We start from the raw sequence: 13,984 nt of genomic DNA, 5'->3' as shown, positions 1-13,984 counted from the left end.
GTCAACCATTAATATAGGATTTATCAGTTTAGGCTGCCCTAAAAATCTTGTTGATACAGAAACAATGATTGGACACATAATAACAGAACACCAACTCACCAACGAAATGGATGATGCTGATGTTATGGTTCTAAATACCTGCACCTTTATTGATTCTGCGACCGAAGAAACTATTGAAAATCTGTATGACCTGAAGGATTGGAAAGAGTACAACCCTCGACGGAAAATTATTGTAGCTGGCTGTTATGTTGAAGAAATGAAGGAAAAAATTCTTGAAGAATATCCTTTTATAGACGGCATTCTTAATACTGGCGCAATATCAAAAATCAATAAACTAATAAACTCCTTGCAAGAAACTCCCACAAAAATTTTTGAAGAAAGAAAAATGAATTTAATTGAGCAAGACTACAGGGTCTTAGCAACTCCAGCCCACTACGCTTATTTAAAAATTGGGGATGGATGTAATCATGGTTGTTCTTTTTGCAAAATACCCTCACTGAGAGGTGGCACTTACTTTAAAGCACCGCAAGATATTCTGGCTGAAGCAAAAATTTTAGCTGCTCAAGGTGTAAAAGAAATTATCTTGATAGCCCAAGACATTACCAGCTATTCTTATAATAAAACCTACGATTTAGCTGATTTGCTAAAAGACCTAGAAAACACCGAGAAAATAGAATGGATTAGACTTTTATACCTATATCCAGATAACATCAATAAGCGTCTGATTAAAACAATTAAAGACTCAAAAAAAATTGTCAAGTATATTGATATGCCAATTCAGCATATAAGTGATAAAATATTAAGTAAAATGAATAGAAAAAGTTCTAAACAAAGGATTATTGACGTGATAAATCTTATTAGAAAAGAATTACCAGAAGCAAAATTAAGAACAACTGTCATAGTTGGTTTTCCCGGTGAAGACGAAAATGATTTTGCTGAATTAAATTCCTTTATAGATCAAACAAAGTTTGATCACCTTGGTGTTTTTGCTTATTCTGATCAAAAAAACACTGTTTCTTTTAAACTGAAGGGAAAGTTAGAAGAACAGACAAAAGAAAAAAGAGCTAAAATGATCATAAAAACACAGAAAAGTATAAGCAAAAAACTCAACAAAAGTTACATAGGGCAAGAACTGGAAATATTGGTAGACAACATGAATGGCGGTAGAAGATATTTTGATGCACCCGAGATAGACGGATTTGTATTCATTGAAAATATTCAACCAAAAGACATCGGCCAATTTAAAACAGTTAAAATAAAAAAAGCCCTTCAATATGATTTGATCGGCGAGCTGACTTGACGCTAGCTAATAAAATAACCCTTTTCAGAATAGCCTCAATTCCCTTCTTGGTAATCCTTTTGCTCTCAACCAAGATTCCAAATCATCAAATAATATCTTTATGCTTTTTTCTTATTATCGCTTTTTCTGATTTTCTGGATGGATATATTGCCAGAAAACACAACCAAATTAGCGACCTTGGTAAATTACTTGATCCCCTGGCTGACAAAATCTTAGTAACAACTGTGCTTTTGTTTTTCACCCAATATGGGAAAATTGAATTTTATTGGACTGCCATAATAATCTTTAGAGAATATGCAGTCTTGGGGCTCCGCTCCGTTGCAGCATTAAAAAATATAGTCATCAAAGCTGATATTTATGGAAAATTCAAAACTGTTTTACAGTTTACCTTGATTTGCTTTTTAATAATGGACTTCCCAGGTTACACTTTACTGCTACTTCTAACAGTTTTAGTAACTATCCTTTCTGGAGTTAATTATTTTCTTAAAAACAAAGAGGTTTTAAATGGTTAACTTTAACAATGTACTTACCAGCAAAGAGCTAAACGACCTTAACATGCTTCCATATAAAGTATTCGACTTGCTTGTTGAGCAAAACCAAACATTAACCTCTGCTGAATCCATAACTGGCGGAGATATAGCAACTTCTTTTACAAAAATTCCTGGCGCATCTAGGGTTTACCTTGGTGGCGTTATTGCTTACTCTAATTTATTAAAAGTACAAGAATGCCTTGTAGAACCAAAGACTATAAAAAATTATGGACCTGTCAGTTCACAGGTTGCGGCTGAAATGGCCATAGGAATCAAAAGAAAATTTGGCTCGAACATTAGCGTAGCAACAACAGGTTTTGCTGGACCCAGAACTGGAGAAGAACCAGTTGGAACAGTTTTTACCTCTGTTATTGTTAACGAGGAACAATTAACGCAAAAACATCAATTTGAAGGCGAAAGAATGGATATAATCAAACAAACGACTTTCTCTGTTCTAGAAATCCTCAAATATTTGCTTACGAACAAAAAAAAGGGAGGTAAAAATGGCTGACAAAACAAACAAAAACCTTGAACTTGCTATCCAAGAAATAGAAAAAGAATTCGGAAAAGGGTCCATTATGAAAATGGGAGATAAACTAAATCTGAATATTGAATCTATTTCCACAGGGTCTATCAAATTAGACTTTGCATTAGGTGTAGGTGGCATACCAAAAGGAAGAATAGTAGAAATTTATGGCCCAGAAAGCTCAGGAAAAACAACGGTTTCTTTACATATTATTGCTGAAGCGCAAAAAAAAGGTGGAGTGTGTGCCTTTATTGATGCAGAACATGCACTTGATCCTGTCTATGCAAAAAACATTGGAGTAAATACTCAGGAACTTCTTATATCACAACCTGACTGGGGAGAACAAGCACTAGACATAGTTGAAACTCTAGTTAAAAGTGGGTCTATTGACGTCATTGTTATAGACTCAGTTGCTGCCCTTGTACCAAAAGATGAATTAAACGGTGAAATGGGTGATAGACACGTAGGGCTTCAAGCTAGACTAATGTCTCAAGCACTAAGAAAACTGACAGCCATTGTCAGCAAATCTTCTTGCATCGTTATTTTCGTCAACCAGTTAAGAGAAAAGGTTGGGGTAATGTTTGGAAATCCGGAAGTCACAACCGGAGGAAATGCTTTAAAATTCTACTCATCTATCAGGCTAGATGTTAGAAAACGAGAAAGCATCAAAAAGGGAGACACTATTGTTGGCACTCTCACAAAAGTAAAGGTTGCCAAAAATAAAGTTGCTCCTCCGTTCAAAGAAGCTATTTTCGAAATAATCTACGGCAAAGGTATTTCAAAAATAGGTGAAATTCTTGATTTATCTGTAGAGTACAACTTCATAGAAAAATATGGAGCATGGTTTAGCTACAAAGAAGAAAAGATTGGACAGGGAAGAGATAATGCTCAAATATACTTGGAGAGTCATCCTGAAATTCTTAAAACACTTGAAGAACAGGTACTAGCCAAACTAGCGAGCGGAAAATAAAAAACTGACAAAAAGAAAGGAAAAAAAATGTTAACAATAGTATTAATAGTCATCATTGCTATACTTTTGGTAGCGGCATACGTGTTGTTTATTAAAGACAACTCTATACTTAACCGAGAAAAAGAAGCTAAACAACTAGCAGGAAAAATAATGAAAGAAGCGGAGAGGAAAGCGGAAGACATAAAAAGAGAAGCTATTCTTGAAGCAAAAGAAGAGTTCATGCAAAAAAAGAATGAACTGGAAGATGAAATAAGAAAAGAAAGAGACAAGTTTCTGACAGTTGAAAACAGGTTAATTCAAAAAGAAGAAAATCTCGACAAAAAGGAAGCTAACTTAGACCTGTTAACAAACGAAAACAAAAAGAAAGAAGAAACTCTTGCCAAAAGAGACGAAGAAATTGATAAGCTCTATCAAGAACAATCTGTTGTCCTAGAGAGTATTTCTAAGCTCAGCAAGGATGAAGCTAAAAAACTTTTACTAGACAATATGGAAAGAGAGATTAAGTACGAAGCTTCAAAAATGATTAAGGAAACGGAAGAACTAGCTCAAAAAACTGCTCTCAAAAAATCTAGAGAAATTATCGCAACTGCCATCCAAAGATGCGCTGTCGATAACGTCGTAGAAGTTACAACTTCTGTTGTTGCTCTACCTGGAGATGACATGAAAGGCAGAATTATTGGACGAGAAGGAAGAAATATTCGAGCATTTGAAACAATGACAGGTATTGATTTAATCATAGATGATACACCTGAAGCAGTTGTGCTTTCCGGCTTTGACCCTATTAGAAGAGAAATAGCTAGAATCACACTAACGAAGCTTGTTTCTGATGGAAGGATTCATCCAAGCAGAATCGAAGAACTATACAACCAAGCAAAAAAAGACCTAGAAATCACAATTATGGACCTTGGAGAAAAAACAGCTATTGAGGCTGATGTACAAAATCTTTCTCAAGAAATAATTTACCTGTTAGGCAGACTGAACTACAGAACCAGTTATGGTCAAAATGTAATGCAACATAGTATAGAGGTTGCACATTTGGCCTCATTAATGGCACAAGAATTAGGAGTAAATGTCAGATTAGCGAGAAGAGCAGGTCTTCTTCATGACCTAGGCAAGTCTTTTGACTTTGAAAAAGAAGGAACACATGCCCTACTTGGTGCTGAATTTGCAAAGAAACATGGGGAAAATGACGAAGTAGTCCATGCCATTCTTGCTCACCATGAAGAAGTGAAGCCACAAACGATTGAAGCTATTCTGGTCGCAGCTGCTGATGCAATCTCTGCATCAAGACCCGGAGCAAGAAGAGAATCCATAGAAGCTTACGTTAAAAGGCTTGAGAATTTAGAAACACTTGCAACATCATTCACTGGTGTTGAAAAAGCGTTTGCTATTCAGTCTGGCAGGGAAATAAGAGTAATGGTGAAGCCTGACATCGTCAATGACAAGCTCACACCAAAACTTGCGAGAGATATTGTTAAAAAAATTGAAAACGAATTAGAATACCCAGGAACAATTAAAGTAACGGTTATTAGGGAAACAAGAGTACAAGAAATAGCGACCTAATGATTAAAATACTTTTCTTTGGTGATATTGTTGGAGAAATTGGAAGGGAAGCTTTTTATAAGAAGCTTCCTTCCCTTAAAAAGGACCACCAGCCTGACCTCATCATCGTTAACGGTGAGAATCTAGCCAATGGAAAAGGAATAACTCCTCACATCTACCATCAACTGCTTGATAGCGGAGTTGACTGTATCACCTCTGGTAATCACGTGTTTGATAATAAAGATATTATTGAACAAATGGAAGAATACACTCACCTGATCAGACCACTCAACTACCCAAACAGCGTACCGGGCAATAGTAGCTATTCAACTACTATCCAAGGAATAACAATTACAATTCTTAATGTCTTAGGTCAAGTATTCCTGCCACCTATCGACAGCCCTTTTCATACAACAGAAAAGTTTCTAGAAAATATTAATAGTGATATTATTTTAATAGACATACATGCAGAAGCAACCTCTGAAAAAAAAGCATTTGCCTATCACTTTCAAAACAAAGTCTCTGCCATTGTTGGAACACATACCCATGTACAAACGAATGATGCTGAAATCATTAATGAACACACAGCGTACATAACAGATGTCGGCATGATTGGTGCCAAAAATAGTATAATTGGAATGAAACCAGAGCCTGTTCTAAGAAGGTTTCTAACCTCTATGCCTGAGAGATTTGCTCCGCCTAAAAAAGATGATTTCTCTATATTAAATTATGTTGAAATTATTATTGAAAAAACTGGAAAAGCTAAAAGCATTATTCCATATTCATTGACTATTAAAAATGAACTTGGGTAATTTTAATTGCATATTTTTTATTTGATATTCCAAGTTCACCACTAAATTTTTTAAATTCACCAACATTAATGACAACGGGGGACGTACTACTAATACAGAAGTCAATTATATCGCCTTGTCTGAGCGACAAAACATCTGCAACAGTAATCTCTGTCCTCCCTAATATTGACGTTAAAGGAACAACTGCATCGTGAATATTCTTAATTATCTCTTGAGTTTTTTTCTCGCCTTTCTTTAACCTACTATCCATAGTGTCCTCAGTTGTAAATTGAGGTAACACATTCTCTATTGCATTGAAAGGAATGCAATACGTTATGTTCCCAATCTCATCACCTATTATAATTTCAAACCTCATGCTTAATACCGCATCATTAGGTTGGCAAATATGTATAAGTTTTGGATGATTGTCTTGTTTAATTATTCTTGGGACTTCCGGCATTACTCTTCCCCAACTTTCCTTCTGCAAAGAAAAAATCTGATCCAATAAGTTAGAGATAACTTTTGATTCTATTTCAGTTGGCTCGTTTCTGTTGATGCCTGTTTTAGCCCCTTTACCCCCTAGTAACTTCTCCACCAAAAGCAAGGCAACGTTAGCATCAAGCCCAACTATCGCCTTATCATCAATAAAGGAAACAACATAATACAAGACGCCCTCACTGGCCTCTTCTATATACTCTTGATATGTTCTTTGCTCTAAGTAGTTCAAATAAATCTTAATGTCTTGTCTAAGAAAAACAGAAATAGAAGCAGAAACCATTCTAGACATGTTGTCGTGAATAGCTTTTAAGGACCTCAGTAGCTCTTTAGAAAACTTATTGGGAACCATGAAATCATAAGACCTAACTTCACCTAAAGTGGCTTTACCATTTGAAAACCCATTCTTTTCGTTAGGGTCGCCATTAAGAAGAGCGTCTAACTCTTCCTGCGTTAAAATGTTCCCCCCAGACATTTTCTACTTCACCTACCCTATTCTTTGTTTCGGAAAGAAGACAAAGTCTCGTCGTTTTCGAGCTCATCCATAATGCTCATCATTAGCATAGAAATATCTTCTTCTTTTAAATTTAGTGCAGCTAATGATTTCTCTGATATTTTTTGATCTATCCCTCCAGCTCCTATTCCAATACCCATAATAGTCACAATAATATTAGCTATGTGTACCATGTGCACTGATAAATTTGAGCTAGAAGCCTCCTCCGGACTATGGTGACAACGAATTGTATCCACTATATCATCTGATAAATTCCATTTTTTGCAAACAGCAGCGCCTATTTCGCCATGATCAAATCCCAATATTTGTCTTTCAGCTTCATAAAAAGCTATTCCACCTTGATTGTATAACTCTACAACTTTTTTAAATTCTTCTGCGGCATACTGATTCAGAATAACCTTCCCTACATCATGAAGTAGTCCCATTAAATAAACTTCCTCAGCATTTGGATAAAACATCTTTGTTGCCAATAATCTCGAGGCTAAGGCGGTACCAAAACTATGCTGAAACATTGAACCCTTGTCCAAATAATATCCATCTAGCTTCTGATCTAAAACAGAAAAACTATGAGCAGTTAAGGACATCTGCTTAATGGTATTAAAACCCAAACAGACCACAGCGTGAGATATAGTCTTAACTTGTTTAGAGAATCCATAAAAAGAAGAATTAGCCAATTTAAGCACCTTAGAGGCCATTGCCTCGTCCGACTCAAGTGCGTCAGATATTTTTTTTAGCTGAGTGTCAGGATTTCTGGTAAGATCTATTATTTTCTGAATGGTCCCTGAAAGAGGCATCAGCTCTGTAATCTTGTTGACTATTCTAAAATATAATACATTGTCTTTTTCTACCATTATGTTCTCCGTTTTCTATTATTAATAATATACTCTTACTCTCATACCTACAATACTCTCTCCGGACAGCCAAATACTTTTGATGTAATAATACCTTTTTTAATATTAATGTTTAACGTTCTTCCGTTGTTTCCACCCACATCTTCAGACGATACGCTCAGATTAAACTTAGACAACGCCTTTTTTACTGCAACAACATTCTGATCGCCGATATTAAACATGCTATTGGAAGGCATACTAGCCCCTCCAGAAATTACTATCTTACAGGCAGCAAAATTACCACCTTGTTGCATAAACTCTTTCAAGAAAAGAGGAATACCTGTGTCAGCAAACCTAATAGGATACTCATTTTTCGACTGAACATCACTAGATGGCATTACAATATGAATCAATCCTCCTAAATAAGTTGTTGAATCATAGATTGCCAAAGCAACACAAGCGCCTAACCCATGCGCAACAATGCTATCATCTGGTTTATTGGAAAATCTCATCTCCGCTAATTTAACTTTAATTTCTGCCATCACACTCTCTATTATAAACTTATCTTTATCATTTATTAATTGTTTTCTTTATTTCTTCTCTCAAATCATTCAATTCCTTAGTAATACTTCTAATTTTCTTTTCCATTTTAACATATTCATCCTTCAGAGGGTCAGGAACATTACCTAAATCAAAGGCAGAATGAACCGCCCCATCCTTGACCTTAACAACTCTGGCGGGATTACCGACTACTGTAGAATAAGCAGGAACATCTTTTAGCACAACAGACCCTGCCCCAATTTTACAATTTTCCCCTATTGTAATATTACCCAATATTTTAGCCCCTGCGCCCACAATGACATTATCTTTAATTGTGGGGTGTCTTTTTCCATGGTCCTTCCCTGTTCCACCAAGGGTAACCTGATGATAAATAATTACATTATTCCCTATTACTGCTGTCTCACCTATTACAACACTATCACCATGATCTATAAAAAAAGATTTGCCTATTTTTGCTCCTGGGTGTATTTCAATAAAGGTAAAAAACCTAACTAGCTGTGACATGATTCTAGGCAAAAATGGTATCTTCAAAACAAACATTAAATGAAATATTCGATAATTAGCAACCGCGTAGATGCTTGGATAAAGCAATACTTCTAGAATATTCTTAGCAGCAGGGTCACCCTTAAATACTGCGTCAATATCCTTAAAATACCAAGCAATAAATAATATTAAAAGATAATAAATAAAAAGTATAATTAGAAAAATATTCATCATTAAATTATAACACTAATGGATTACCCCTACCATAAGTCTCACATTACCTTCAAGCCCCGTGCTCTCAGAGACCGAATTAATTACAACAAAATAACCACCTTTGGAAACTTTTCTGCCAGCTGAGTCGGTTGCATCCCATTCTACTTTATTAGGCTGAGAGCTTTGTCCTCCACTTGCTCCTGCCCTATAATTCATTTCCCTAACAAAGTGCCCTAAAGCGTCATAAATCTTCAAAGAAACATTGGAATCTTCTTTTAGTTCATAATAAAAAGTTCCTTTTTCATTGGCAATTGCATTTACAGGGTTTGGATAAAAAGAAACATTGTATATGCTATCTTTTGGTTTAGCTACAGTTGAATATTCAGAAGTTATCCAATTTGAGTTTAACCTAGCTCCATTAACTGCGTTAACTCTATATCGATATCTTAAGTCCTTGTCTCTGTTTGCTATCGTATAACTAGTTGCATTGATGGTTGCTTCATGGTTCCATTTTTGAGAAGTACCTCTTTGGTACTCAATTGTATAATATCTAACCGTTGATTCTGGATCATAAGCAGGAGACCAACTTAACCTATGAGTATCAGACGTGGCTTCTGGATCATCCACCTGATGTAATAATAGTCCTGCATTTTCAAACATTGGTGGTGTAAGATCAATATTAAAAGTTAAAACTAACTCACTAGAAGTAAAAATTGCTTCTCCCTTGCTACTTTTCGCTCTCAACTTAATTAAATATTGATATCCATGTAGTAATGATAAATTGCTTATATCTCTCCTATCAAGAGTAATGTTTCTTAGTTCGAATTTATTGTTTTTAGCATTCTTATTTAATGAAATATAACTAGTCCCTATGTTCTCTTCAGTACCAGCAACTAGGCGAAAAAGAGCAACCTGAACAGAATTAATACTAGTTTGATTGTCATTAACAGAACAATCCAAATCAAAAGTAACCAAATCGGGCCTATTAACAAAATCAAAAACCTTAGCACCAGAGATAATCGGCTGACTCTTATCAACAACTATAATCTCTGCCATGGTTAAGTTTTCTGTATTTAAGATAATTGCTGGAGCAACCAATTCTTTCAAGTCTGAAGGGTAAAGCTTAATGCTCATAGAACCAGTAATAGCATCATTGGCAATATCTACACCTAATCCCATAATATGGGGAAAGCCCTCAATCAAATATTGGGAACCAGGAAACGGAACTTCAAGAGCGTCATAATCCCCATTTATTTTAGTCAAAGTATTAAGGTTAGACATTCTTTGATTATTAAACGAAACGACAAATGGTGAAGACCCAAGCGAATCAATGTTATTATATGAAACCCTTAAATTAATTTGAGATAAAGGTGTACTATAATAATCGTTGCTAATTATTAATTCACCAAACTTAATGCTCGCGCCTTGATGAACTTCCCCTCTCTGAAATGGAGCGTAAGTCATCTTCATTCTTTGTCTGTAGCTTCCCATCTGTGTAGTATCAGAACACAAAGGCAGCGTACTTTCATTAATCAAACTTAAAGCACCAACGTCAAAGTTAGCAGTAGTCCTAAACTCTAACGCAATGTTTTTACCAGATAACGCATCAATACTGATGTCTGCAACAACAAATATCCTAATTTTCTTACTTGAAATTACTTTACTAAAATCTTGAAAAGTTATTGTTTGCTGGCCTTTATCAATTTTTCCCAATACAAGCTCCAACCAACGAGAGTCTCCAGGGTCAAAAACTTCATTCATAACAGCTTCATCACTCTCATAATACAATCTAACATTTTCTAAACTTTCTACAGATAATAAATCATTGCCTTCGTGCCTATTAAAAACAATTTTATTCAACGCTACATTGTATGGATATGTATTCATTTCAAACTTAAACAAAACAACATCCTTATCATTTGGATAAACTATGTTTGGAGTAGTTTTTATATTTGACTCTCTATAAACGTGTAACACATTCCAACCATTACCAATAACATAATAGTTGGTTGTATGTGTCAGAATATTCGAAGAAACCTTATTGTAAACATCTAAAGCAAAGGAAGCAGTAGTTACTCGAAAAGCAAAAGGCTCTAAAGCAGAAGAAAGAATATCTCCATAAATAGAAAGGACAGAATTAGCGGTAATGTTTATTGGATTGAACAAGAAACGAATGTTTTCTGTTCCAGCTACAAAGTTTGCAGTAGCTAGTCGCTGTCCATTTAATTTCAAATATAATTGTTCCACTGACTTGTTTTGATTATCTCCAACTTTCTCCATAGTAAAACTATCTAAAGTAATAACAGTTGAAGGAGAAATATTTATATCTAATAAACGCAACATTTCATCTCTCCTGTTTGCTGTGTTGGTAGACATATTGATTGTTATAACATAAAGCTTAGGCTGCAGCTCAGTTGTTGCATTAAGTGTATTTCCAGCCAAATCTACAAGCTGTCTTCGCAACACAGGATGAAGAGACTTTTCTTCGCTGGTCAAATCCACTGTTAAAATGAAATTTCGTATACTTACATCTGTTGTTAGATTCTTTGATGCTTCCGCTGAGTCATAAGCAAATTCTATCCAATACTTGTTGATAGTTACTGCTTCATCTATAAAAATGTTAAAAGTTATTCTTTGTGGGGAAGTATCATCAAGATAGTTGAAGCTAATAGTGTCAACTGGCACATCAATATCTATCGTCAAGCTTTGCATTGCAGCCTTTTCAGAAACATTACCTTTTTCATCCCTGACCCAAACATAAATGTCAGTAGTTAAAAATCTCTGACCATTCAAACCATATTTATTAACAACCTCTGAATAATCTACAGTAAGTCTCTTAATGTTCCATGTTGAAATAACACCATCTCCATAAATATCATCTGTAGACTGCACAGATGAACTAACGCCCCTCCATCCACCATAATTTGAACGTGGTCTTAAGTTGTTGTTATAGGTTATTAAATACTGAGTGATTGTATCGTTTTCAGCTGACACTGCTATCCAGCTCAAAAGCTCAATATTGGTTGTATTAATGTACTGGATTCTTCTAGGATCATCAATCTGTGAAAACCTAATACTAGGCGTTGGAGGATAATTCATTTGCAAATTCAAGGTACTCCAACCACTAATCACAGAAGAAGTATTGCCTGCACGGTCAACCATCTCTATATCCAAAGTAATAATTCCATTAACGCTCGTCTCCGTAAAGCTATATCCTAATGAATATCTCAAGCCATCTATTTGTCTAACACTGAAAGTGCCTGTCTTGTTTTCTAATTCTGAAAAAACTATAGATGCTGTTGGTGCTTGAGCCAAATGATCGGAAACATTTAAGATAAAATTATACTCACCATAGCTAACTGTTGGCCATGTATCATTTTTCTCAAGAGAGCATGTTGGCGGAATATTGTCATACACTATGCTTGCGCTGACTGCGTTTAAGTTTGTGCCTGAGTCGTTCTTAGCCCAAAGATAGACGGTCTTTAATCCTTGTGAAGAAGAAGGAATAACAAATGTACTTGGGTAGGTCCCCCACAATAAAGAATCGTTTTCGCTTGGTCTAGTCTCTACATTAAATGTAATATTCCACGAAAGAGTCAAGTACTCTGAATAACTACAGTTAACGCTTACGTTCAAGGTATTGGTATACATTATGCTTTCATTGTTTGGATTTCTCAAATTAAAAATAGGATCTTTAGGCTTCTTTCTTCTAAACTCTATTCCCTTCATTGAATAAGTACTGACATTTCCAGCGTTATCTACGAGCAGAAACTCTAACGTGGCTTTATTGTCGCTTACATTAGCAACAGAAGTATCCATCGTGGTAGTAAACAAAACCTCTGATAATTGATTTACCGTAAGTCTATATTCTTTTTTCTCTCCATCCTGAACATCCAGGTTTAATGTTATAAATAAAGCGTCCGAGCCTCTGCTAATCGATTCCCAAGAGGAAATCGTAATAATGAGTACATCTTGGGAAATCTCAACAAAATTTTTCTCGTTTACCACAAAACTAAAGCTAGGAGCAATTGTATCTAAATTAACAGTAAGCAACTTAACGCTATAATTCCCTGCTTCATCAACTGCAATCACTGATAAAGTATTAATGCCTTGATTTGAAACTGTAACTAACTTTTCTTTTATGTTCGTTGAAATCTTATAAGAATTAACGTCTATATCCGCAGTTAAGTTCCTAATATCATGAGTCAAAATCATATAAAAATCCAGATTTTGATCTTCAACTTCCTGCCACGTAACTATAATTTCTTGATTATCATAGTAACCCAAAATAGGACCAAACCCATCAGAAAGAGAATCCACGTCAGGAGAAATATAAGCATCCGCTGTTGCCGGAGCTGTCAGATCAACAGTAACCCACGCCGAGAAGGTAGCAATATTACCAGCCTTATCTATCGCTTTAACAATAATTTCTTGATTCCCAATAGTTGTGGTATATCCGTTATACTCTGTGCTACTTTGAGTTACAGTCCAGTTAAAAGTTAAACTACTTCTAACCTGATATGGTTTAGCTCTTAATATTCCAGTTGGTTCTGTCCAAGTACAATCAATATCTAATTGATCATAATACCCACTCTTCGGGTGGAACCAGCCATCATTAGCGGTATCGGGAACAATGAAAACTTCACCCATACCTGGCTTATCTGTATTAACGTATACATTAGCTGAAGCAAATTGAATATTCCCTGCCTTATCTCTAATAAATGCCATGATTGACACTGGCGAGGTTCTTCCTGGGATAACCTGAATAGCAAAAGTAGCGGACGTATTGATAAAGCCGATAGATTCAAAACTATTAGTTTTATTCCCTTTAATAAATATATTTTCTGTAACTAATGAATCATCTGGACTCAGAGAACTATCCCAGGTTACATAACCTTGAATAAGGTCCTTGTTATACCATATTTCATGCTCATCAGCGATAGGTTCTTCTCCAAAATCACGTGAAACATCATGAGAAATAACTATGCTAAAAGTCGTTACTGTTGGAGCAACTTCATCTAAAGTAACAACGAACGATGACGTAATTACATTTCCAGCTTTATCCATCAGTTTAACGTTTATAGTATTGGCTCCTTCACTTAATTGAAAGGCAAAAGCTTCTGCACTCTGTGGCGTCGTCCACTTTTCATCGTTCAATTTAAAACTTAAAGGTAAAGCTTTAAGTGCAACAGCATCGCTCTTCTCTGTAACCTTAAAAGAAGCAGACGG

General features: G+C 35.4%; 11 protein-coding genes. 6 read left to right on the top strand and 5 right to left on the bottom strand.

Annotated features, from left to right (window positions below; all coding sequences use genetic code 11):
• Positions 1-22 precede the first annotated feature (22 nt).
• Genes rimO through PHF25_01780 form a run of 6 tightly spaced genes read left to right on the top strand, consistent with a single transcriptional unit; the run spans position 23 to position 5,680 of the window.
• Positions 23-1,300 (top strand): 30S ribosomal protein S12 methylthiotransferase RimO, encoded by a 1,278-nt coding sequence (rimO, locus tag PHF25_01805; GenBank protein MDD4526754.1) that lies wholly within the window; start codon positions 23-25, stop codon positions 1,298-1,300.
• Entirely contained in the window at positions 1,297-1,812 is a 516-nt protein-coding gene (pgsA, locus tag PHF25_01800) for a CDP-diacylglycerol--glycerol-3-phosphate 3-phosphatidyltransferase (protein ID MDD4526753.1), read from the top strand. The genes rimO and pgsA overlap by 4 nt, the downstream gene beginning before the upstream one ends.
• Entirely contained in the window at positions 1,805-2,341 is a 537-nt protein-coding gene (locus tag PHF25_01795; protein ID MDD4526752.1) for a CinA family protein, read from the top strand. The genes pgsA and PHF25_01795 overlap by 8 nt, the downstream gene beginning before the upstream one ends.
• On the top strand, positions 2,334-3,326 hold the full coding sequence (gene recA / locus PHF25_01790) for a recombinase RecA (GenBank protein MDD4526751.1): 993 nt from the start codon (positions 2,334-2,336) through the stop codon (positions 3,324-3,326). The genes PHF25_01795 and recA overlap by 8 nt, the downstream gene beginning before the upstream one ends.
• Positions 3,327-3,353: 27 nt before the next feature.
• Complete coding sequence (gene rny, locus PHF25_01785; protein MDD4526750.1) at positions 3,354-4,889, top strand: ribonuclease Y; 1,536 nt, start codon at positions 3,354-3,356, stop codon at positions 4,887-4,889.
• Positions 4,889-5,680, top strand: coding sequence for a TIGR00282 family metallophosphoesterase (locus PHF25_01780; protein ID MDD4526749.1), 792 nt, complete (start codon positions 4,889-4,891; stop codon positions 5,678-5,680). Before rny ends, PHF25_01780 begins: the two co-directional genes overlap by 1 nt.
• On the opposite strand, the gene PHF25_01775 is transcribed toward PHF25_01780, so the two are convergent.
• From PHF25_01775 to PHF25_01755, 5 genes are all read right to left on the bottom strand, one after another.
• Positions 5,661-6,629 carry a FliM/FliN family flagellar motor switch protein gene (locus PHF25_01775; GenBank protein ID MDD4526748.1) on the bottom strand — a complete coding sequence of 323 codons (969 nt, stop codon included), beginning with the start codon at positions 6,627-6,629 and terminating at the stop codon, positions 5,661-5,663. The genes PHF25_01780 and PHF25_01775 overlap by 20 nt on opposite strands.
• Before the next feature lie 17 nt (positions 6,630-6,646).
• Positions 6,647-7,519, bottom strand: a complete 873-nt coding sequence (locus PHF25_01770) for an HDOD domain-containing protein (GenBank protein MDD4526747.1) — start codon at positions 7,517-7,519, stop codon at positions 6,647-6,649.
• 47 nt (positions 7,520-7,566) lie between these two features.
• Complete coding sequence (locus tag PHF25_01765) at positions 7,567-8,040, bottom strand: chemotaxis protein CheD (protein MDD4526746.1); 474 nt, start codon at positions 8,038-8,040, stop codon at positions 7,567-7,569.
• A gap of 28 nt (positions 8,041-8,068) precedes the next feature.
• On the bottom strand, positions 8,069-8,776 hold the full coding sequence (gene cysE / locus PHF25_01760; protein ID MDD4526745.1) for a serine O-acetyltransferase: 708 nt from the start codon (positions 8,774-8,776) through the stop codon (positions 8,069-8,071).
• A 12-nt stretch (positions 8,777-8,788) separates the two neighbouring features.
• Positions 8,789-13,984 (bottom strand): FlgD immunoglobulin-like domain containing protein (locus PHF25_01755; protein ID MDD4526744.1); only part of this gene is annotated, 5,196 nt, incomplete at its 5' end.

It is taken from the genome of Candidatus Margulisiibacteriota bacterium (genome assembly GCA_028706105.1).
Taxonomy (GTDB): domain Bacteria; phylum Margulisbacteria; class Riflemargulisbacteria; order GWF2-35-9; family DYQY01; genus DYQY01.
Note: the sequence above shows the minus strand (reverse complement) of the source record. Positions and strands in the feature narration are given on the sequence as shown.